The sequence below is a fragment of the Variovorax sp. GW821-FHT09D05 genome, assembly GCF_059416325.1.
On record NZ_JBWKOZ010000010.1, the window covers coordinates 248,708 to 271,112 of the forward strand.

Here is a 22,405-nt window from a genome sequence, read left to right on the forward strand (position 1 = left end):
TGGTTGACGGAGAAACAGGGAGAGATGAGCGCTCATGGACTTGAAGCTGTCGATAGATCGTCGCAAAGGTCGCGCGACTTCTCTGGTGACCCAGATCGTGGACGGTGTAGACGAAGCGATCAGGCAGCACCGGATACTGTCCGGCGAGAAGCTGCCGTCCGTGCGCCAACTGGCGATGCGCCTCCAGCTCAGCACGTTCACCGTTGTCCAGGCGTACCAGCGACTGGTGTCACTCGGAATGATCGCGTCGCGTCCCGGTGCCGGATTCACCGTGATAAACCAGATCACCCCGCAGCCTGCGCCCCCGTTCCCCGAGACTCCTTCCAGTCCGAACGACAATTGGTTGTCATCGGTGGTGTTCTCCGACCAGACGACATCCGTCAAGGCCGGCTGTGGCTGGCTTCCGCCCGGCTGGCTCGACGGCATTGAATTCGGCCGGGCACTGCGGTCGCTGGGCCGCACCATGGCGGGCCAGGTCGGCGGATACGGACAGCCGCAGGGCGACGCCAGCCTGCGCTCGCGCATCGCCTTCGAACTGGCGCGCTTTGGCCTGCCTGCCAATGCCCATTCGATCCTGATCACGCAAGGCGCCAGTCAGGCCTTGGATCTGGTCATTCGATCACTCTTCAAGCCCGATGACGTCGTTGCCGTCGAGGACCCTTGCTACTGCAACTTGCTCGAGCTATTGAGGCTCTCGGGCGTGCGACTGGTGTTCGTGCCCCGCACACCGGATGGCCTGGATACCGAAGCGCTCGAGGATGTGGTTCGGCGGCACCAACCGAAGGCGCTGTTCGTGAGCTCCGCCTTGCACAATCCCACGGGCTCGTCGTTCACCTTGCCGACGGCCTACAAGGTGCTCCAGATCGCCCAGCGCGCGCAGGTGCGTATCATCGAAAACGATGTGAGCCGGGGGCTGGCGCCGCCCGATGCACCGATGCTGGTCGCCATGGCGGGGCTTGGGCCGGTCGTCTACGTCGGGGGCTTCTCCAAGACGATCTCGCCGTTGCTGCGCGTAGGCTTCGTCGCGGCTGACCCGGCGACTCTGGACACTTTGACGCGTCTGAAGATGGTCACCGGCCTGACTTCCTCCGCGGTCACGGAAAAGGCGGTCCATCAGGTACTGATAGATAGCGCCTACCGCCGGCACCTGGAGCGCTTGCGTCATCGGTTGGCGGACATGCATGCGCGGATCGAGCGCAAGCTCGTCGCGGCCGGCGTGGAGCTGTTTCATCGTCCGCAGGCGGGGCTTTTCCTCTGGGGGCGTCTGCCGATCGATCCCCAGTCGGCTAAGGACGTCACGGCGCGCGCGCTGAGGCAAGGCATCTGGCTTGCCCCGGGCGCGTACTTCGGCATCTCTGACGCGGCGAGCGCTTGGTTCCGCTTCAATGTTGCTTATTGCGATACCGAGAGATTCTGGCGATTCCTCGAAATGCTGTAGTGGGGATGCGGACAAAAACTTGGACTGGTTTTATGCCGCAAGTCCAAGACTCTCTCGGTATTCGATGGGGCTGAGAGAGTCCAGTGAGATCTGGATCCGCTGTTCGTTGTATCAACGGATGGAGGAGCCCACGGCTTGTATGAACTGTTCGATGGTTGTGGACTGTCGATTGCGAGGATAGACAGCTTGGTTTTTAACCGGCCGAAGAAGCCTTCGCACGCCGCGTTATCAGGCGAGTACCCCTTGCGCGACATCGAACGAATCAGCTTCGCATCGGCGATGCGCGATAGCCATCCAGGCCGGCGATAGTAGGCACCACGATCGGAGTGAACGATGGGTCGGTCTTTGGGTATCGACCACCGTCTCGATGGCCGCATCCAGCATCGTGTTGACGAGTTCAGCGTCCGGGCGCGTACCGAGCGACCAGCTGACGACCATGCCGTCTAAGCAGTCGATCATGGGAGACAGATACGCCTTGCCGGCCGGGGTCTGGAACTCCGTGATGTCAGTGAGCCACTTCTCATGGGCGCTGCGCGCCCGGAAGTTTCGGCCGAGAAGGTTGTCTGGCGCCGGACTGATCTCTCCCAAGTATGAGCCGTACCTGCGCCGCTTCGGTTTGGCAACGACCAAGCTCTCTTGTTTCATCAGCCGCTGCACGACCTTCTCCGAGATGCTGACGCGCTGCCTGGTCAGCGAAGCCTGCAGCCGGCGGTAGCCATAGCAACGGTGATTGCGCTCGAAGATGTCGGTGAGGGTTCGACGCACCTCGGCGTACTTGTCCGCAGCATCGAGCCGGGCTCGATGATAGAAGTAGGAACTGCGTGCCAGACCCACTTCGTCGAGCAGCTCCACGAGGGTGTATGTCGTCTGACTCAGGGCATCAACCAGCAGCGTCTTCTACCGATTGGTCAGGAGTCGCCGGTCGATGTCCAGGTCTTTTTTCGGGATTTCATTCGCCTTCTTCAAGAGGCCTTTTTCGAGCTGCAATCGTCGGATGTCGCATCGAAGGGCTTCGAGCGTGCAACTCGGGGTGCAATTCGTGAGTCCAAGAACGCAGCGAATCCGGTGCCGGATAGCCCAATGCCTTGATCGAGAATGCGATGCAGCTTCCATGGTCGAGGAAATGCCTGACGGCTCCCCCTTGTGCTTCTGAGAATACTTAGGCTTCGAACGCGCATAGCCCTTTGGTAGGTCGAGCCGCCGCTCGTGCTCACGGTGCCAGCCCTTCAACGCATTCTTGGTCGGGTACCCCAATTGGCGAATGGTCGCCCTGGCGCGTTTGCCGAGCTTGATGCACCGCTCGAATCCGGTCTTCGTACGAATACATGACCTACCTCCTGGTAGTCCAAGTTTTTGTCCGCATCCCCAAATGGCTCAGCCGCAAGGCGGACCTGCGAGGTACTGCGCGTCGCCCACGTGTTCCATCCACTCGACGTTCTTGCCATCCAGTGCTTCTTGGATCGCGACGTGAGTCATGGCTGTGGTCGGCGATGCGCCGTGCCAGTGCCGATGGCCGGGCGGACACCAGATGACATCACCGGCACGGATCTCGACGATGGGCTCGCCCTCGCACTGCGTCCATCCGCAGCCGGCGGTGACGATCAGCGTTTGTCCCAGCGGATGGGTGTGCCAAGCCGTGCGCGCGCCCGGCTCGAACGTCACGCTCGCGCAGGAGGCGCGCGCGGGCGCTGGCGGGTTGTTCAGCGGGTCGATACGCACCGTCCCAGTGAACCATTCGGCTGGCCCTATTGTGGAAGGCTGCGAGCCAGCGCGTTTGAGTTCCATGATCTTGATCCTTTCGATACTCTGGGACACATCGTCACTTTTTTCTTTGGTGCCGCTAGAGCCCTATCCGCTGACGCCGGTGCGAGGGCGCGGGCGTGCATCCAATCTCCCTGACACAGCGCGAAATGCAGCGAGAGCGCCAAACCGCCCATTCATATGCCTCGGTTATCTGCAGAAAACTGTAGATGCCTCGTCACTGGGTGAGAAGATCGCTTTATCGATATACGGTGGTGCAAAAAAGTCACCAATGGCAAAAGAGAATCTCAACGACCTTCAAGCCTTCGTGGCCGTCGCCCGCGAGCGCAGTTTCACCCGTGCTGCCGCTCAACTGGGCCTGTCCCGCTCGGCGCTGAGCCATGCGATGCTGGCCTTGGAGGCCCGGCTGCGCGTGCGGCTGCTGACGCGCACCACCCGCAGCGTTTCAGTCACAGAGGCTGGCGCACGACTGTTGGAAGCAGTTGCGCCTCGACTCGATGAAATCGAACTCGAGCTGGATTCGCTCAGCGCTCTGCGTGACAAGCCGGCTGGCACGGTGCGCATCACGGCCCACGACCACGCCATCACCTCCGTGCTGTGGCCCCGAATACAGCCCTTGCTGCAGGACTACCCCGATGTTCGGGTTGAGTTCAGCGTGGACTATGCGCTCACGGATATTGCGGCGCATCGGTTCGATGCTGGCGTGCGTGTGGGAGATCGAGTGGACAAAGATATGATCGCAGTGCGCATTGCGCCGGATTTGCGCATGGCCGTAGCAGCGTCTCCCGCTTACCTGACAGGCAGGCCACTGCCCCTCGTCCCGCACGATCTCATCGACCATCGCTGCATCAACCTTCGGTTGGCTACGAATGGCGGCCTGTATGCCTGGGACTTCGAGAGAGAAGGGAAGGCGATCAGTGTCCGTGTGAGCGGCCAGACAACGTTCAACAACACGTTCCTAATGCTTCGTGCCGCGTTGGATGGGATGGGCTTCGCTTTCGTGCCCCTCGACATCATGCAGCCGCATATCGATGAAGGCCGGCTTGTGCCGGTGTTGCAGGAATGGTGGCCGTCGTTTCCTGGCTACCACCTGTATTATGCAAATCGCAGGCAGATCCCACCGGCGTTGGTTCTGGTGATCGAGGCTTTGCGATGGCGTGAAGGTCAGGAGCAGGTCTGCACAACGTGACCAGCAATGGCACGTTGGCCATGTGAGCAGCCATGAGGTGTATGGCAGCACCCGGCAAAAGTTGCTGGGCGTGTTGCCGGTGACTTCGGCGGGCATTTCGCCTGATGTCGCGGTGGGTCATTTGTCGGCGTTAGCATGGGCCTCGGGGGGCCATGGGACGTGGCCCTCGATTGATTGCCCGTGACGTTGCAGATTCCGCGATCGTGCAGCCGCGGTGATGGCGCGGCGGTCGCATCGCCTTTTGTGGCGTCCTCGGCCTATGCAGGGGTCAGCAGATCGAGTTGCTCGCTCGTCGAGGTACTGCTCGATGAGGCCGGCTCATGAAGCTGCAGCGATCGGGTGAATGCGCTTCGCACGCGACCAACAAATCTAGTGTCGCATGCATGAGAGGGAACCGCTGATGCTCAGCCTTGGCTTCCAGTCGCCTATTTCCGTACCTTCTCAATTTCTATCATCAACTCCTTGACAGTGGATTCGCCCACAGATACCGAGTACTTGTCGATCACCGGCTTGACCTTGGCGCGCAGCTTGGACATCTCCTCTGGCGGCAATTCCGACACGGTCATGCCTGCTTTTTTCAGCGCATCGAGCGCGCTGTCGGCAGCGCCGCGTGAGACCTGGCGCTGGAACACCGTCGCCTCGGCCGAGGCTTCGGCGAGGATCTTCTTCTCCTCGGCGCTCATGCCATCCCATGTCTTCTTGCTGACCAGCAGCGCCTGTGGGTTGTAGATGTGCCGAGTCTGGGTGATGTGCTTTTGCACCTCGGCGAACTTGGACGACAGGATGGTGGTGTTCGGATTCTCCTGCCCATCCACCGCCTTCTGCTCGAGAGCTGAATACAGCTCCGGGAACGGCAGCGGCGTGGCATTGGCGCCCAGCGCGCCGAACATGTCGATGTAGATCGGCGACTGGATCACGCGGATCTTCAGGCCCGCGACGTCGTCCGCCTTCACGATCGGGCGCTTGCTGTTGGTGAGATTGCGAAAACCCAGGTCCCAGTATCCCAGCCCGTGCAGGCCCTTGTCCTCCAGCTTGGCCATCAGCTTCTGACCGAAGGGACCGTCAGTGACCGCGTCGGCCTCCTTGCCGCTGTTGAACAGGAACGGAAAGTCGTAGGCCGCGAACTCCTTCACCTGCGCCGAGAGGATGCCCGCGTTCAGCACCGTGAGCTCGACCGTTCCTCCCTGCAGCGCCGACACGGTCTGCAGGTCACCGCCGAGCACGCCACCCGCGAACAGCTTGACGGCAATCTTGCCGCCTGACTTGGCGGCGACCAGATCGGCGAACTTCTGCGCGCCTTGTGCCTGGGGGTGACCGGCCTGGTTCTGGAACGCGAACTTGAGCGTGCGCTCCTTGACCTGTGCGACCGCACCTGGAGCGGCAAGGACAGCCGTGGCGGCCACAGCGGCCAGCAACAGCTTGCGAATCGGATTCTTCTTCATGGCAGTTGTCTCCTGGTGATGTAAGTCAGGCTCTCTTTTTGAACAGCGCCGAACCGCCGCTGGCGCGTGCGACCTCCTCGGCCGCACCGAGCAGTGCCGGCCCCAGTGCCTCCATCCGCTGCGGCGTCAGCCTGACCGCGGGCCCCGCGATCGTGACCACGCCGATCACCGCGCCGTTGACGGAGAAGACGGGGGCGGCCATGGCGGTCATTCCCGGTGCAAAGACCTCGTTGATCATGCTGAACCCACGTTGGCGAGCCGCCTTCACGTAGGCCATCACCGCCTTGAGCGTGGTGGGTGCCTTCGGGCCGAAGTCCTCCGGCTTGCCCAGCCCCTTTTTGGCCACCAGGGCCATCGCATCGTCCTCGCTCATCGTCGAGAGCCAGGCATGTCCCGCGGCGCTGCACGACAGCATGACCGACAGGCCCATGTCCGGGTCGTAGCGCAGCCCGTGGGTGGCCCCTTGCGCCTTGGCCACGAAAGTCAGGTCTTCGCCGTCGACCACCGCCAGGCGCACCAGCTCGCCCGAGGCAGCGGCAAGCTGGTCCAGCAGCGGCTGGGCCACATCCACGATGCCCGAATTGCTCAGGAACGACAGGCCCACGGAGACGAGCTTGATGGTCAGCACATAGTGGCCGTCGGCCAGGTTCTGCCGCACGTAGCCACAGCGAATCAGCTCCGTCAGCAGTCGGTGCGATGCGCTCAGGGGGATCTTCAGTTCACTGGCCACCGTGGACAGTGCAACGCCCTGCGGGTGTTCCGCCAGGTATTCCAACACTTTGAAGCTGCGTCCCAGCATCTCGCTCATTTCATGTCTCCCGGTTCAACCGCGGCCGCTCGTCTTCCGCGACGTTGTCACTCTATCAGATTGCGGGAAGGGATTTCCATAATGGAAAGATTTTCCGCAAAACTCAAAATCGCCGCAATCAGTCCTTTCTGCCTTCCTCTGGAGACCTCAGTGAAACTTCTTCGTACGCTTGCCGCCGCCGGCCTGTGCATCGGCCTTGTCGCCCCGACCTGGGCCCAGCAGGAACGGGTGATCCGCTTCGGCCATCTCAACAATGCGGACCATCCGGTGAGCTTCGGCGTGAAGCGCTTCGCCGAACTGCTCGCGGCCAAGAGCAGCGGCAAGATGAAGGTGCAGGAGTTCCCGGCCTCCCAGCTCGGCAACGAGATGCAGCAGCAGTCCGCACTGCAAGGCGGGGTGCAGCAGATGTCGGCGCCGGCCACCACGTCGCTCGCGGGCATCGTCAAGGAGTTCGGCCTCGTCGACTTTCCCTTCTCCGTCAGCAGCTTCGCCCAGGCCGACGCGCTGCTCGACGGCCCCCTGGGCCAGGCCCTCATCGCCAAGCTGCCCGAGAAAGGCCTCGTGGCCCTCGGCTACTGGGACCTGGGGTTTCGCAACGTCACCAACAGCAAGCGCCCCATCGGCAAGCCCGAGGACCTCGAGGGCCTGAAGATCCGCGTCATCCCCAACCCCGTGTTCCTGGAGACCTTCAAGGCCTTCAAGGCCAACCCGGTGCCGATGCCGTTCGCTGAACTCTACGGCGCGCTCGAATCCAAGGCGGTCGATGGCCAGGAGAACCCGTATTCGGTGATCCTGTCGAACAAGTTCTTCGAGGTGCAGAAGTTCGTCAGCGCGACGAATCACGTGTACGCCGCCAACATCGTGCTCGTCAGCAAGAAATTCTGGGACTCGCTGTCCCCCGCCGAGCAGAAGATGATGCACGAGGCCGCCGACGAGGCGCGCGGCTACCAGCGCCAGGTCAGCCGAGCGGCGGCCCAGAAGGCCGTCGGTGAACTGCAGGCCAAGGGTGCCCAGTTCAACGAAGTGAGTGCGGCCGAGCAAGTGCGCATGCGCGAGATCGCCAAGCCCGCGATCGACAAGTTCGCAGCGCAGTACGACCCCGCCACCGTCAAGCTCTACAACGACGAACTCGCCCGCATCCGCAAACAATGACCGTGTCGACCACGCCAGAAGCCACCTCCATGAAGATCCTCGTCCTCCACGGCCCCAATCTGAACCTGTTCGGGCGCCGCGAACCCCACATCTACGGCAGGACCACGCTCGCCGAGATCAATGCCCGGCTGCAGGCGCTGGCCGGCGAACTCGGCGTGACGCTGGAGACCCTCCAGTCGAACCATGAAGGCGACCTGATCGACTTCCTGCATGCGCACATCGACGACGCGCAGGGCGCGCTGGTCAATCCCGCCGGACTCACGCAGCACGGCGTGCCGCTGCACGACGCGATCAAGGCCATGCCGTTCCCGACCATCGAGGTGCACATGTCCAACATCGCCGCGCGTGAAACATGGCGCGCCCACTCGATCATCTCGCCGGCGGTCAAGGGCACGATCCAGGGGCTGGGCCCTCAGTCGTACCTGGCCGCCCTGCGCGCACTGGTGGACATGCATCGGCAAACAGAAGCGCAGGCCGCCGCATGAGCCGCTGGATCGACCGGTGCTGCCGCGGCATCGAGGCGCTGATCGCGGCCGCGCTCGCGGTGATGGTCATGCTCGTCTTCGGCAACGTCGTGCTGCGCTACGGTTTCAACTCGGGCATCACGGTATCCGAGGAGGTGTCTCGCTGGCTCTTCATCTGGATGACCTTTCTGGGCGCCGTGGTCGCCCTGAAGGAGCACGGGCATCTGGGCGTGGACATGGTGGTGCAGAAGCTGCCGCCCCTGGGCAAGAAGGTCTGCCTGGCCGTCGGGCATGTGGTCATGCTCTACATCGTCTGGCTGCTGTTCCAGGGCAGCGTCGCGCAGGCGCGCATCAACTGGGACGTGACCGCGCCCGTCACCGGTGCATCGATGGCCATCGTCTATGCCTCGGGCGTGGTCTTCTCGGTGCTCGCCGGCCTGATCCTGGCGCTCGACCTGCTGCGCCTGCTGACCGGGCGCATCGCCGAGAGCGAGCTCGTGATGGTCCAGGAGTCGGAGGAAGCCGTGCAGCTCCAGCAGATCCTCGGCGCGAAGGACGATGCGCAGGGAGTACGTCGATGACCATCCTCGTTTTCGTGGGCACCCTGCTGCTGGCCATGGCGATGGGAATTCCCATCGCGTTTTCGCTGCTCGCCAGCGGCGTGGCACTGATGTGGCACCTCGACCTGTTCGACGCACAGATCCTGGCGCAGAACGTGATCGGCGGCGCCGACAGCTTCCCGCTGCTGGCCGTCCCCTTCTTCATGCTCGCCGGCGAGATCATGAACGTCGGCGGCCTGTCCAAGCGCATCGTCGACTTCGCGCTCGCGTTGGTCGGCCATGTGAAGGGCGGCCTGGGCTACGTGACCATCATGGCCGGCTGCCTGCTTTCGGCGCTCTCCGGCTCGGCCGTGGCCGACGCCGCCGCGCTGACCGCGCTGCTGCTGCCGATGATGGTGAGCGCGGGGCACGACAAGGCACGCGCGGGCGGTCTCATCGCGGCCACCGGCGTGATCGGCCCGGTGATCCCCCCGAGCATCGGCCTCGTGATCTTCGGCGTGGCGGCCAACGTGTCGATCTCCAAGCTGTTCCTCGCGGCGATCGTGCCCGGCCTGCTCATCGGCGGTGCCCTGTGGATCACCTGGGCATGGCTCGTGCGGCGCGAGAAGATCGTTCCGCCGCCGCGCAAGTCCTCAGCCGAGATCGTTTCGTCCTTCCGCAAGGCGCTGTGGGCCCTCATGCTGCCCGTGATCATCCTGGTGGGCCTGCGCATGGGCGTGTTCACGCCGACCGAAGCGGCCGTGGTGGCCGCTGCCTACGCGCTTTTCGTGTCGACGGTGGTGTACCGGGAGATCACGTGGAAGGATCTCTACGGCATCTTCGTGAGCGCGGCCAAGACGAGCGCCATCGTGATGTTCCTGATCGCCGCGGCCATGGTGAGCGCCTGGCTCATCACCGTGGCCGACCTGCCGTCGAAGGTCGTCGGCCTGCTGCAGCCCTTCATGGGCAATCCGGTCCTGCTGATGGCGGCGATCATGGTGCTCGTGATGGTCGTGGGTACGGCGATGGACATGACACCGACCATCCTGATCCTCACGCCGGTGCTGATGCCGATCGTCAAGGCCGCGGGGATCGATCCGGTGTACTTCGGGGTGCTGTTCATCATCAACAACTCGATCGGTCTGGTCACGCCGCCGGTGGGCACGGTGCTGAACGTGGTGGCCGGCGTCGGGAAGATCTCGATGGACGACGTCACGCGCGGCGTGGTGCCTTTCATGATTGCCGAGTTCGCGATCCTGTTCGTGATGGTCGCGTTCCCGCAGCTGGTCATCGCGCCCGCGCGATGGTTCGGGGGCTGAGGCTGTGGCGATGTCCGGCTCTCCCGGCCCGCGGTGGCGTGGCCGCGTCGGCCTCTGGGTGCTCGCGCTCCTGACGCAGTTGCCGGCGGCCGCGCAGGATCCCGAGCGCGAGGTGCTGCCCGAGCAGCGCCAGGCGCTGGCTTTCATCTCGCCCACGGGCCTGACCCCGCTGGGCGGGAAGTTGATCTTCAGCGCCTTCCACGTCGAAACCGGTCAGGAGCTGTGGGTCACGGACGGCACCCGTGCCGGCACCGCGATGCTGAAGGACATCCGGCGGGGCTTCCGGGGCGCCTTCCCCGCCGGCCAGACGGCGTTCAGGGGCCATGTCTACACCGCGGCCACCGATGGCGTGCACGGCATCGAACTCTGGCGCACCGACGGCACCGTCGCGGGAACCTCCCTCGTGGTGGACCTGCAGCCGGGCGAGGAAGGCGCGCTGCCGAGCGAGCTGACGGTGTTTCGCGATGCGCTGTACTTCGTGGCCAATGACGGGCGTTCGGGATTCCAGTTGTGGAAGACATCGGGCACCGCGCCAACCACGGTGCGCGTGTCTTCAATCGACACCGGCCCGCGCGCGGTGGCACGCCAGCTCATGGTGGTGGGCGACCGCCTGTTCTTCACCGCGACCTCGCGCGAGCACGGCCACGAACTCTGGGTCAGCGAAGGCACGCCCGAGAGCACGCGCATGGTGAAGGACATCCGGCCCGGCCCCGAGGACGCAGGCATCCAGAACCTGACGGCGGCAGGTGATGATCTCTATTTCACCGCCCACGACGGCGTGCACGGCATCGAGCTGTGGAAGAGCGACGGCACCGCGCGCGGCACGCGCATGGTGAAGGACCTCCGGCCAGGCGCCGAACCCTCCCTACCGATACACCTGACCGCACTTGGTCGCGCCCTGTACTTCGCGGCCGACGACGGCGTGCATGGCCTGGAGCTCTGGAAGACCGATGGCACCGAGGGCGGGACGACGCTGGTGAAGGACATCCGCCCGGGGCCGTCCGGCGCCATCTCGAGTCCGATCACGACCATGGGCGAGCGGCTCTACTTCGCCGCGACCGACGGCGCCTCGGGCGCGGAACTGTGGCGCAGCGACGGGACGGCGGCAGGGACCGTGCGGGTCAAGGACATCGCACCGGGTGCGGACAACGGGTCGCCCGCACGCTTCTCGGTCATCGGTTCCCGCCTCTGGTTCTCCGCCAACGGCGGCAGCGCCAGCGGCGTCGAACCCTGGACCAGCGACGGCACGCCGGCGGGCACGCACGCCGTGGCGGACATCGCGCCGGGCGCGCGCCATGCGATGCCGCAGGGCTTTCGCCGCCTGGGCAGTTCGGTGCTCTTCGTTGCCGACGATGGCAACGGCAACGAACGCCTGTGGGCGCACCGCCAGGACGGCCGGGTGGTCCTGATGGGTGACCCGCTCAGGCAGCGCCTGCGCTGATCCGCGTAGTCGTGCTACGCCATGCCGCATGGCTGCCGCGAGGGCCGGGTGCGTGGGGTCGTGGCCGGCGCCCAGCACCCACTGCAGGATGGCCCGTCCCTGCAATGCAAGCGTCAGAGCCTGGGCCCCCTGCGGCGGGCACAGGAGGTCCTGCGTGCCATGCACGATCAGCGTGGGCGACGTGGGCAGTGCGGCGCAGCGCTGAAGGAGCGTGAGCCCGCGCAGCCAGCATCCGTGTTTCAGGCAGTGACTCTGCACGCGGTAGCGCGACACCAGCCGCTGCAGCGTCGCGTCGTCGAGCGACGGTGCGGACTGTCCCGTGGCCATGCGTTTTTCCCCCCGGACCATAGCCTTGCGATCCGGCACTGCTGCTGCGGGGTTCTATCCGTGAAGACCTCCGCGATCACGGCCGTGATCGGACACTGCCGCCGCCGAGCCTCGTTCCACAGGAGGCGCCATTCGGGGTTCCCGTGGCGCACGGCCTGCGCGAAGAGATCGTGGATGTCGCAGGCACGCGCAAGGAACACGTTCCTGAGCAGCAGGCCCGCGACGGCGTCAGGCTGGCCCAGCGCATGCGCCAAGGCCAGCGTGGCACCCCAGGAGCGGCCCACCACCAGCCACCGAGCGATCCGGAGGTGATCGCGCAGGCGCCGCAGATCATCCAGCAAATCGGCGAGCGTGTTGGCCGTGATCGTGCTCGCCGGCGTGCTGCGTCCGGACTCGCGCTGGTCAGGACAGATGATGCGGTAGCGCGCCGGATCGAATCCGCGGCGCAACAAGGGTGAACTGCCCGAGCCCGGTCCGCCGTGGAGCACCAGCGCCGGCAGGCCCGCCGGGCCTCCATGCTCCTGCATGACATGTCCGCCGCCCAGCGGCAGCCAGTGGATGATTGGCCAAGGACCGGCTGTCACGTGCGGGTCCGGTCGGCCCTGCGCTTGTGCATTGGCGTCTGTGCGGAAGATCAGGTCGCCCGATCGCCGGGCGCCTGGCACGAAACGGATTGGCGCACCGCCGATGTCGCGCATGTCCGCCCGCGGCCGCGACCATGGGCTCGACCTCCGTGTGCCGCAGTGGTTGAGGGTTGAGGGACGGGATCAATACACGACGATCTTGCCCGTCGGGCGCGGGCTATGGCAGTCGTTGTAGAAGTATTCGCCCGGCGTGTCAAAGGTATGGTTCGCGGACTGGCCCGGAGCCAGCCTGAAATCGAACCTGCCTTCGAAGAACTGCGTGGCGCAGTGCGTGTTCGCATTGGTTCCCGGGTTGGTGAAGGTCACGGTGGTGTTCGCCGGCACGCGCATGAAGGTCGGCGTCATGGCATTCACGGCCGTCGATTCGGTGGCGCCCGGCTCGTTCGCGGCGGTCTGCACGCGCGCCAGGAACACGGTGTTCGGCGTCGGCAATGCCGCACCTTCCACCGCCGAACCCGACACCGGCCGGCGCACGACGGGCGGCACCGGTGTGGGCGCGGGCGCGACGGAGCCGCCGACCTTGAAGGCCCACAGGCGGTCGCCGCGCGGTGCCGAATCGCCGTACGGAATGCCCGTGCCGCCCGAGAACACCGCGATGTACTGCTCGCCATCGATCTCGTAGGAAACCGGACTGGCACTGATCGCGGCACCGGTCTGGAAGCGCCACAGCTCGCTGCCGTCATGCGCATCCAGGGCCAGCAGGTTGCCATCGGGCTGCCCGATGAACAGCAGGTCGGAGGCCGTGCTCAAGATGCCGTTGCCGTGCGCCAGCGAATACGGCATCTGCTTCTTCCACTTCACGAGGTTGGTGCTCGGATCGACCGCTACGACCGCGCCGGTCATGTAGGTGCCCGGTGGGCGCAGTCCGTTGCTCGCCTCGGTCAGCGAGTGAGCCGCCGACACGTAGCCCATGCCCGTGTAGACCAGGCCTGTGCGCTGGCTGAAGGACTGGTGGTTCCAGTTGGCGCCGCCGCCGTGTCCCGGGATGGAGAGGATCGGCACGTCCCAGTGCGCGTCGTAGAGGCAGCCTTTCACGTAGTTCGGGACCGCGCGGTTGGGGTCGCCGGGGATCGTCGTGCCCAGCGGCTGGTCCACGATGCAGGTCTCGGTCCAGGCGCCCTGGCGCGGGAAGGGCTGGGTGGGCCAACTGGCCTGGCGGGCGTCCTGCTTCATGGGCACTTCGTCGATGCCCAGCGGCGCGCTGCCATCCTTGCGATCGAGGATGTAGTACATGCCCGTCTTGCTGCCGTAGATCACGACCTTGCGGTCTTTCCCGTCGATCTTCACGTCCGCGAGCACGGGGGACATCACGTTGTCCATGTCCCAGATGTCGTGGTGCACGGACTGGAAGTGCCACTTGTACTCGCCGGTCTTGAGGTCGAGTGCGACGATCGAATTGGCGAAGAGATTCAGGCCTGGGCGCGTGGAGCCGTTCTGCGACGAACCGCCGCGCACGTTGCCGAAGGTCCAGTAGACCAGGCCCAATTCCGGATCCACCGCGGGATGGATCCATGGTGTCGCGCCGGTGCGTTCGGATTCAGCGGCACCGCCCCAGGTGTCGTAGCCGATCTCACCGGCGCGCGGCACACCCCAGAACGAGGTCAGCACCTTGCCCGTCAACGCATCGGCGGAGAACGCAGCGCCGCGGTTGCCGTCGTTGGTTCCGAGGTAGAGACGCTTGTCGTGATAGACGAGCGCTACTTTCTGCAGCGCGCCCTGGTACTCGGGATCGGTGGTGCTGCTTGGGTACTGCTTGATCCAGGCGATGGCGCCGGTGTCCGTCCTGAGCGCCACCAGGCGGTTGCCGGTGGCGACGGTGAACACCAGGCCCAGGTCCTTCGCGACAGCCACCCCACGGCGGGTGATGGCGCCATAAGGCGTGGTCCATTTCCACTTTGTGAGGCCGGTCTTGCCATCCACCGCAATCACGTTGCCCAGCGCGGACTCGATGTAGATGACGGCGTCGACAGCCACCGTCGTGCTTTGGTTGGTGCCGGTGGTCATGCCACCTTCGATCTGGTTGACCCAGGCGCCACCCAGCTTGCCGACGAGGCCCTTGTTGATCTTGCGCAGGCTGGAGTAGTTCTGGTTACCCAGATTACCCCCCACCTTGGGAAAGTCCTTGTCGCCGGCCGTGCAGCAGTCCAAGAGGTCGGCTGCGGGCGCGGCGGCCGCCGGTGGCGATGCAGGCGGTGGCGCGCTCGACGCCGGCGGTGGCGCGGGAGCCGGCGTGATCGGCAGCACGGGCGTACCGCCGCCGCTGGAGCCGCCGCAAGCGCTGATCAACAAGGGGGATGCGAGCACGCCGCAGGAGACCAGCAGCGTGACCAATGATCTTTGTTTCATGGATGTCTCTACTCGGTGAGTTTTGGGGACGGATGTGCGCGAGGCAGGAGGCAGCGCGCGCAATGCGGGCGGTGCGCGAAGTCGACCTCGCAGGCTCGCTATTCGGTGCAGAAGGGCGTCAGGCCCATGGCCGACTTGACGCCCTGGACGACGAGCTTCTGGAATTCGATGGCCCCCACGCCCGAGAGGTCCGCGGTGAACGAGTGGGTGTTGTGCCCGAGGGTCGTGAGCCATGCGCGGCCGCCGTCGTAGTACTGGCACCAGGCGACCGGATGGAAGTCCGCATGGCCGGGATGCGGCGCCGCCGTCAGCGGCTTCAGCGTCGAGGTGTCGACCTTGGCCAGGAACTTCACCTTCGTGGGGAAGGGCATGAGGTTGTACCACTCGTCCTGGAAGGAAAAGCGCTTGGGCACCTCCTTCGTCGAAGGGTCGTCCGAGACGATCTCGACATCGCCGGCGCGGTTCGGCCCGTGGTTGTAGAAGTTCGCGTTGCCCAGCAAGCCTTCGTAGTAGGGCCAGTTGTATTCCGCGCCGAAGGCGTTGTGCAGGCCGACGAAGCCACCACCGCGGCGCATGTAGTTGCGCAGCGCGGTGCGCGCGGCGTCCTGGCTTGTGCTGACCGCGCCGTTCCACAGCGTGTCGCGGTTCGAGCTCGCGAAGATGATCGCCTTGTAGTTGTTGATGCGGCTGCTGAGGATCGCGACGTCCTCCGTCCAGTCGGCCGTGATGCCTTCGGCCGACAGCATGCGCACCAGGCCTGCCTGCATCACGTTGTCCGGATTCATCACCGGGTTCAAACCGGCGGCCATCGGTGTGCCCAGCACAGCATGACGCGGCCCCGCAGTGCGCGAATAGACCAGCACCCGGTCCGGCGTCGAAGCAAAGGCCCCCCAGTCGTTGTAGCACTTGGGATTCGTTCCCCTGCAGACGTTGTAGTAGGGGTCGAAGCTGTCGTCGGGGGCTTCGGCAACCGGGTCCGTCGGCTGAACCGGTGTCTCGCCCGCGGGCTCGGTCGGGTTGCTCGGTGCCGCCGGCGACACAGGAAGGGCCATGAGCGGCATCCCTCCACCACCTCCACTTCCTCCTCCGCATGCAGTCACGGCCAGTGTCACGGCCGCCGCCAAGGCGAGCCTGAGAGTCAATGATTTGACAAGTTCCAAGGGAGTCTCCTCGTTCTGATCGATGACGCAGAGTGCGAGCGCTCTGCCGATGCTGGCCGGCCGTTCCGCCGCGGCGGGGCTGACCCGGGGTGATCATAGGAAATATATGGAAATTATTTCCATAATGGAAATCCCTTCCTATTTATGCCGTGGCCGATGCCAGTTGGCTGCACGATCACTGAGACTCGAATTCGAGTGGATGACCACGAGAAGGTCCTCCTTGTGCAAGCACGACCGGGCCATACCGAGCTCGAGTCGAATCCGGTCGAGAGGCACGGATACGCTGCATGCTGACGACCGATCGAATCGAGCCGGTTCGGCCCATGGCGAAACGGCCGCCTTTATGGGACGCGCGACGACACATGGGAACGGTCGTCGCTGCAGGGGGTTGCCTGCTTGGCGCGCATGCTGGCAGCTCAGCAAGCGATTGCCTCGAAAAATGAGCGGCTGAATTCCAATTCGGGTGCTGGTCGAGAGGACGCACGTTCGCAAAAATTGCAGCGAGTTGTCTCTCTGCCGCGCACACCGCTTTGTTCTCTCGTCTTCATTGCCGATCCCTCATTCCCTGTGCGCCAGCAGCGCGAAGCCAGGGGACCGGGCATATCGGCGAGACTGCGTATACCCAGAACGGTGTCGGGACGCTGAAGGGCTATCTTGGGGTCGGAGAACACCCTGATCTCTTGGTGATCGCTATTTCAGCCTCTTGGGTATTAGGACGAGCAGGCATCAGGCGATTGGGGTCTGCAATTTGAAAGCGCGACCCTGTGCTGTCGAGGAGGAGGTTTACTGTCGCAGTTGCGGAGGTCGTGTCCGATGTCACTGGGGAACCATCGAAAGATGTTGACCCGGTTCCTCCAGGCGTTGCTGAGTCGCACGAAAACCCCCGCCGCGCCGCATTCTCGAGCGTGTCGACTGGGATGCCGGCAGCGTGCAAGGCTGCGATCTCCGCGTCGGCGTCCACGTCAAATGGCAGCTTCAAGGTGATCGTGGCGCCATGGATGGGAACCTCGACATTGCTCCGTCTTCGTCCGATTTTTTGGGGATGTTCGATCCGAAGCCAGCTTCTTCTGGGATCCGCATTCATGGGAGAGTTGGTCGCAGAGGCGATGCGGCGACGGTTGGGTCGCGGCCGAAATGCCTTCGTCGGCAAGGTTGGTTGCCGGCGCGCAGCGGCCACGGCGGAATCGTCCGGAAGCGACCCGATGGGCCCTGCTATGTTGTTTAAAGAAGACATTCAAAATAGAGTCTCTGACTAAATCGACCCTATTTGGATGCATAAAAAAACATTTTTCGTTAAGAAGTAACACTACTCACGCTCCGGATCGGTACGCACATCTTGCGCTTTGCTCTCGAGAACGGGGTATCGGTTTTTCGCGCCGGGTCACGTTTCAGAGGACATTACTTGCTCCCCCTCTCATCAAGTCAATCCCGAACGAGCGGGATATCGGTCGGTGCTGCAAAAAATGACAGGCATGCACTCCGTGAATTCCCCGGCTTGCCCCTGGTGCCGCTTCTGGTTTTGGCCTTCTTCACGGCCGTCATGACGCAGCCGGTCATTGCTCTTGCAGCCACGACCTACGAAGGAACCGTTACCGGCGTGCAGACCAACGACGAGGCGGGCGGAACCGGCAACTATTCACCGGCCTATGTCGTCACGCCCTCTCTGGGCACGCTGCACTACACCTTTGCGGCGGATGACAGCATCGACGTCAGGGGAGCCAGTGGCGACGTGTATGGCGTTCTATTGACTTTGGCTTCCAGCTCATCGCCGGTGGTGCTTGATTCCGCTGGCGGCAAGTTGAACATCTCCTCGACCAGAGGCACAGCAGATTCGGGCTGGGGGGTGTCGATGGGCATCAACGCCGAGGGCGGCACTCTCACAATCAACGGCAATACCTCGGTCTATGCGCAGTCCGACAACGCGAACAGCGCCGCCATCGGCGTGCGCGCATACCAGAGCACGGTCACCTTCAACGGCGATACAACCGTGCGCACCAGCACACCGGGTTACTCGCAGGGTGTGTGGGTCTACCAGAGCACGGTCACCTTCAATGGAGACACCACCATCGTCGTGAGCGCGAAGAGGGAGAACACCGACGGGGTCCACAACTCGGGGGGCGGCAGGAGTAGCGTCACTTTCAACGGCAACTTGACCATTGCATCGACGGGCGAGTACCCCAGCGACAACGTACATGGCATCTACAACGACAACCAGAATAGCAAGCTGAGTGTTACGGGTGATCTGAAAATCACGGCCATTGCGAATGGCTCGACTGTCTTCGGCATCCGTAACCAAGGTCGGCTCAGCGTTGGGCAGGACGTGAGCATCACGTCCACCGGAACACGTTCCGCGTTCGGCATCGCCAATACGCACCGAACGGCCCGAATGAGCTTCGCGGGTAACGTGGACATCGCCGTCGTCAGTACGACCGGGTACATTCCCTTCGGCAATCCGACGGGGATCGGCAACAGCTACCCGGGCACGTCCTCCATCAACTTCGGCAAGGCGGTCACGGTCAACGTGTCAGCCGCGGCCGAGGCCTATGCCGTCAACAACGCCAGCACGCTGAATTTCAACTCGGCAACGGACAACGTGGCGCTGCAGGTCGCGTCGTCATGCAGCGGCTGCGATGTCTATGGCATCCGCAACGACGGCGGAACGGTGACTGCCGCCGGCGGCCTGAGCATTTCGACTTCGCCCACCGGTACGGGCAATGGCTATGCAATCTGGAACGTTGCGGCAGACGGGCGCGATGCCACGGTCACGGTCAATGCCGCAGGCGGGCAGGCAGTGAAACTGCAAGGCGACCTGGTGACAGGCAGCGTGACGAACGCTGCCGGCACGAAGTACACCGGCGCACTGAACCTGAACCTGGACACCTCGGACTCCTACTTGCGCGGATCGGTCGGTGGTTTCGTGGACCCCGACCCGTCGGATGCCACGGTCTATTCGGCCGGTTCGCCCCACCTGTCGTTCTCCAAGGGCGCCTCCTGGATTCCCACGGGTACAGGCACCATGACCGCCGACTTCGGTTCGGGCACCCTGGCGCTCGCCAATGGCGGCGCGATCGACATGGCCGCGAGCTGGGGAAGCTTCCTTGCTGGAAGCATCCCCGCTTACTCGCTGCGTGTTCTCAGTATCCAGAGCTCGACGAACGCGGCGACGGTCAGCCTGGGGGAGGGCGCCACCTTTCGCATCCTCAGCGACATCCGCAACGGCGCGGCCGACAGGATTCAATTCGGCAGCGGGGTGACGGGTTTCAGCGCGACCGGCACGCAGGTGGTCGCCGTTGTGTACGACCCCGCGCTCAATGACACCAGCTGGGTCAATGCCGCGACGATGAAAACAGGCACCGTGATCCCGGCGAGCACGCCTGTCGTCGTGATCGACGCCAGTGCCGCAGCCGGTGGCACTGCACGCCTGCAGGCCGTTCGGGGCGCGACGGGCCAATGGAGCTACGAGAACGACCTCGTGCGCTTCTCGTATTCGCCCAGCGTGGCGCTCAGCGCGGACGGCAGCAAGGTCGTGCTGACCGGTTTGGCCATTGTGGGTGCGGCCGCAGACGCCAGCACCGACGCGGCGACCAGCACAAGCGGCGCCACGAGCACGAGCGCGATGACAAGCACGAGTGCGAGCACAGGCAGTTCATCCGCAGTTCCGGTGCGCATCACGCCCTCGGAGACGGTGAAGACCGCGGCTGATGCAGGCGACAGCCTTCGCAGCCTGTGGGCCTTGCGCGCCAACGGCATCGCTCGCAGAACCGAGTCACTTCGTCGCGATACGGCCTCCGAAACCTCTGGCATCTGGGCCGAGGTGGACGGCGGTGGCTTCGACGCCAAGACGGGTTACGCGAGGTCATACAGCCAGAGCTATGGCGCCCTTGCCGTCGGTGTCGACCGGAATCTGGGCGACTTCGGCGGCTGGAAAGGCCATGCGGGCGGCTCCGTCAGCTACATCAATTCCAACGCCACCTATGAGCGTGGAAACGGGAAGGCTGCCGCCATCGAACTCGCGGGCTACGGCTTGTGGGTCAACGACGGCGGAACCTACCTGCAGATTGGCGCGCGTACCGCCTCGCTGGAAAACAAGTACGCCTCTTCCGACTCGCTCGCGAGGCGCGTCACCGGCACCTATCGAACGCAGGGATACGAAGTCAGTGCCGAGGCCGGGCATCGCTTCGCTCTGCCCCAGGGCGTTTTCGTGGAGCCGCAACTAGCGCTGACTGCGAGCCGCCTGGCGGCCGACAAGCATGTGGCGAGCAATGGCGTGACCATCAGCCAGGACAACGTCGATGGCGGCTCGGTCAGGGCCGGCGTGCTCCTGGGCAAGGCCGTGCGATTCCTTGAGCTGAGCGGCGACATCTATCTCAGGCTTTCGGCGATCAACTACTTCGGCGATGGCCTGGAGATCACGGCGGTCAAGGGCAGCGGCAGTCTTCCCGTCGATACCGAAAGCCGTAATGGCACCGGTGGCGAAGTCGGACTGGGCGGCCGCTTTGCATTCCTGCCGCGGCGAGGCTTCGTCTACTTCGAGGCTTCCAGCCTGGCCGCCAGGGGCATCCGGCGGACATGGAACCTGCGCTCGGGTTTGCGCTACGAGTGGTATTGATGGCAAACCCGCAACACCGGTTGGCAGGCTGCTTGGGTGGCCACCGAAGCTTGGCTGCGCTGCTGTTCGCAGCCACCCTGGCCATCGCACCCGTTTTTTCGATCGCGGCAGAGGGCGACGGGAAAAATTTCGCGTGGGGCACGCGGGTGACGCGGGACAACGTCGCCTTCGAATTTCAGGAAGCCAGGTACGCCAATCTGGTCGTGGACAGCAGCAGCAATGGCGATTCGCCAAAGCAGTACAAGGGCGACTTCGTCCTGCTCCAGGTGAACATCACGAACACGGCAGACCAGCCGCTCTTCGTGCGGTTTCAACCCGTGTTCAGATTGATCGATGCTTCCGGTGCACTGTATGAGCCGCATGAAATGCTCACGAAGCTGGTCAATCCGAAACAGGAAGGACAGACGGCTTTCGGCGATCCGCTTGCGGCGGGGCAGAGCATGCAAAGGCGCGTGCTCTTTTCCGTGCCGAAACAACTCTATCGAGCTGTCGTCATCGTTCCACGCAGTGCCGAAAGGGCCGACGACGGCGTTGTGACGTACTCGGGGCCGTACTTCTTCTATGACCTGGCACCCCTTCGTTCCGCGCCATCGGCAAGGAACGCCAGGGCGGCTCTGAAGACCCTGTGACGTAGCCACGGGCACGAGGTCTTCCAGCGCGAGATGGGGCGAGTTCATCGTGTTGGACGACGGCTCGGGACTCTGCTTAGTGCCCTGGTGGCCCGTAGTGGAGAAGCGCATCTGGCGTTAAGTCTGGCTCAGCGTTCCTGCGTAGCCTCATCATGGCCAACTGCCTTGCCCTGAACCTGGGCCCCTTACTGTCTCGCCTGGAGCTTCGCCGTCAACAGCGCGGCCCTGGATTCGTGAACTCGTGGTGAGTGCCATGGAAGCCAATAGCATGACGAACAAAATCGACAAGCTGACGCTTGTTCTCAAGCCCGAGCAGCGTCGCGCCATCGAGGCTGTGTGCCACCTGCTTGAACAGCGTGGCCGGCGCGCAAGCCTAGCCCAACACCTCCATGGCGGGCGTGAGCGGCTCCGGCATCCCGCGCCGCTTCAGGTCCATCACGAGCACACAGAAACCCCAGAATGCATAGGCCAGTCCAGCGCGCCACCAGGTCGCATTCGGCGGCCTGTATGGGTTCTAGGGCAGCAATGGCCTCGTGGTGCGCGCTCTGCCGAGAAGCAGGCCTCCACATGCATTGCGACCACATTCGCGATTCTTTCAATCCGAGCGAGCGTCACCGCACGCCCGCGATCGACAAATTGAGTTGGTACGTAGTTCGTGTCGCGGAAGCCCGTTTTTGATGTGCAACTTTCTGTCGGCCGACTCCGCTGGACGAGATCTCAGCTGAAGAGTAAAAAGTCACGCGGAATCGGCCCCCCACATGAGTTGCGTCCACTAGGGCAGGACATCAATTCTGGGCTGTGGACATCAATGATGAGATACGAGAAGTACTTGCGCGTTTGTTATTTAACATAACATAAATTGCATCAAATTTAGATGTAGCGGCTGATCAGTAATGTCGCGTTTGGCCCAAGTAGAAATGTCGCATCGTTGCCCGCTCCGGGTTCCGGAACCGAGGCACAGCGTGTTGAGTTCCGCCGATCTCTGACCCTGGTTTGGCGCGCCTTCGTAGACGCAGTCGATCAACTCCTCGGAGGTCAAGCATGAACCGCGAGACATTTTTGCGCACGCTGCGAGCCGGACTCGCAGGCCTGTCCAGGCAGGAAGTCGACGAGATCGTTGTCACACCAGGCTGCTGC

The 22,405-nt window shown here is 63.8% G+C and carries 16 protein-coding genes; 9 read left to right on the top strand and 7 right to left on the bottom strand.

Going from position 1 to position 22,405, the window contains the following annotated elements; translation table 11 throughout:
• Window positions 1-34: 34 nt before the first annotated feature.
• Window positions 35-1,438: an aminotransferase-like domain-containing protein gene (locus AC07O3_RS26605; RefSeq protein ID WP_093178821.1), complete on the top strand. Its 1,404-nt coding sequence runs from the start codon at window positions 35-37 to the stop codon at window positions 1,436-1,438.
• A 228-nt stretch (window positions 1,439-1,666) separates the two neighbouring features.
• Here AC07O3_RS26605 and AC07O3_RS26610 read toward each other — a convergent pair whose 3' ends face one another.
• Together AC07O3_RS26610 and AC07O3_RS26615 are read right to left on the bottom strand one after the other, a co-directional pair.
• Complete coding sequence (locus tag AC07O3_RS26610; protein ID WP_256330965.1) at window positions 1,667-2,290, bottom strand: IS3 family transposase; 624 nt, start codon at window positions 2,288-2,290, stop codon at window positions 1,667-1,669.
• Between the two features lie 522 nt (window positions 2,291-2,812).
• The gene (locus tag AC07O3_RS26615; protein ID WP_093178823.1) at window positions 2,813-3,223 is read right to left on the bottom strand and encodes a (R)-mandelonitrile lyase; all 411 of its coding nucleotides are present in this window, start codon (window positions 3,221-3,223) and stop codon (window positions 2,813-2,815) included.
• Between the two features lie 247 nt (window positions 3,224-3,470).
• Here AC07O3_RS26615 and AC07O3_RS26620 point away from each other — a divergent pair, with 247 nt between their 5' ends.
• A complete protein-coding gene (locus AC07O3_RS26620) occupies window positions 3,471-4,388 on the top strand; it encodes a LysR family transcriptional regulator (RefSeq protein ID WP_093178824.1) in 918 nt (305 codons plus the stop codon).
• Between the two features lie 425 nt (window positions 4,389-4,813).
• Here AC07O3_RS26620 and AC07O3_RS26625 read toward each other — a convergent pair whose 3' ends face one another.
• Together AC07O3_RS26625 and AC07O3_RS26630 are read right to left on the bottom strand one after the other, a co-directional pair.
• Window positions 4,814-5,830: a TRAP transporter substrate-binding protein gene (locus tag AC07O3_RS26625; protein WP_093178826.1), complete on the bottom strand. Its 1,017-nt coding sequence runs from the start codon at window positions 5,828-5,830 to the stop codon at window positions 4,814-4,816.
• A 25-nt stretch (window positions 5,831-5,855) separates the two neighbouring features.
• On the bottom strand, window positions 5,856-6,638 hold the full coding sequence (locus AC07O3_RS26630) for an IclR family transcriptional regulator (RefSeq protein WP_495340710.1): 783 nt from the start codon (window positions 6,636-6,638) through the stop codon (window positions 5,856-5,858).
• A 150-nt stretch (window positions 6,639-6,788) separates the two neighbouring features.
• Here AC07O3_RS26630 and AC07O3_RS26635 point away from each other — a divergent pair, with 150 nt between their 5' ends.
• From AC07O3_RS26635 to AC07O3_RS26655, 5 genes are read left to right on the top strand one after another with little or no spacing between them, the layout of a single operon-like run.
• Complete coding sequence (locus AC07O3_RS26635; RefSeq protein ID WP_495340711.1) at window positions 6,789-7,790, top strand: TRAP transporter substrate-binding protein; 1,002 nt, start codon at window positions 6,789-6,791, stop codon at window positions 7,788-7,790.
• A gap of 29 nt (window positions 7,791-7,819) precedes the next feature.
• Window positions 7,820-8,275, top strand: a complete 456-nt coding sequence (locus tag AC07O3_RS26640; protein ID WP_495340712.1) for a type II 3-dehydroquinate dehydratase — start codon at window positions 7,820-7,822, stop codon at window positions 8,273-8,275.
• Window positions 8,272-8,835, top strand: a complete 564-nt coding sequence (locus AC07O3_RS26645; RefSeq protein ID WP_495340713.1) for a TRAP transporter small permease — start codon at window positions 8,272-8,274, stop codon at window positions 8,833-8,835. The genes AC07O3_RS26640 and AC07O3_RS26645 overlap by 4 nt, the downstream gene beginning before the upstream one ends.
• Window positions 8,832-10,112: a TRAP transporter large permease gene (locus AC07O3_RS26650; protein WP_495340714.1), complete on the top strand. Its 1,281-nt coding sequence runs from the start codon at window positions 8,832-8,834 to the stop codon at window positions 10,110-10,112. The genes AC07O3_RS26645 and AC07O3_RS26650 overlap by 4 nt, the downstream gene beginning before the upstream one ends.
• 10 nt (window positions 10,113-10,122) lie before the next feature.
• Window positions 10,123-11,553 (top strand): ELWxxDGT repeat protein, encoded by a 1,431-nt coding sequence (locus AC07O3_RS26655; protein WP_495340715.1) that lies wholly within the window; start codon window positions 10,123-10,125, stop codon window positions 11,551-11,553.
• A 239-nt stretch (window positions 11,554-11,792) separates the two neighbouring features.
• Here the strand turns inward: AC07O3_RS26655 and AC07O3_RS26660 are convergent, their stop codons facing one another.
• The 3 genes from AC07O3_RS26660 to AC07O3_RS26670 all read right to left on the bottom strand — a co-directional run bounded on the left by AC07O3_RS26660 (window position 11,793) and on the right by AC07O3_RS26670 (window position 15,922).
• Entirely contained in the window at window positions 11,793-12,578 is a 786-nt protein-coding gene (locus AC07O3_RS26660; RefSeq protein WP_256330968.1) for an alpha/beta fold hydrolase, read from the bottom strand.
• Window positions 12,579-12,647: 69 nt separating this feature from the next.
• Window positions 12,648-14,870 (bottom strand): outer membrane protein assembly factor BamB family protein, encoded by a 2,223-nt coding sequence (locus AC07O3_RS26665; protein WP_495340716.1) that lies wholly within the window; start codon window positions 14,868-14,870, stop codon window positions 12,648-12,650.
• 98 nt (window positions 14,871-14,968) lie between these two features.
• Window positions 14,969-15,922 (bottom strand): ThuA domain-containing protein, encoded by a 954-nt coding sequence (locus tag AC07O3_RS26670; RefSeq protein ID WP_495340717.1) that lies wholly within the window; start codon window positions 15,920-15,922, stop codon window positions 14,969-14,971.
• A 1,612-nt stretch (window positions 15,923-17,534) separates the two neighbouring features.
• Here AC07O3_RS26670 and AC07O3_RS26675 point away from each other — a divergent pair.
• Both AC07O3_RS26675 and AC07O3_RS26680 read left to right on the top strand, forming a co-directional pair.
• On the top strand, window positions 17,535-20,639 hold the full coding sequence (locus tag AC07O3_RS26675) for an autotransporter outer membrane beta-barrel domain-containing protein (RefSeq protein ID WP_495340754.1): 3,105 nt from the start codon (window positions 17,535-17,537) through the stop codon (window positions 20,637-20,639).
• Window positions 20,639-21,268: a DUF4352 domain-containing protein gene (locus AC07O3_RS26680; RefSeq protein ID WP_177142438.1), complete on the top strand. Its 630-nt coding sequence runs from the start codon at window positions 20,639-20,641 to the stop codon at window positions 21,266-21,268. Before AC07O3_RS26675 ends, AC07O3_RS26680 begins: the two co-directional genes overlap by 1 nt.
• The last annotated feature ends 1,137 nt before the right edge of the window (window positions 21,269-22,405 follow it).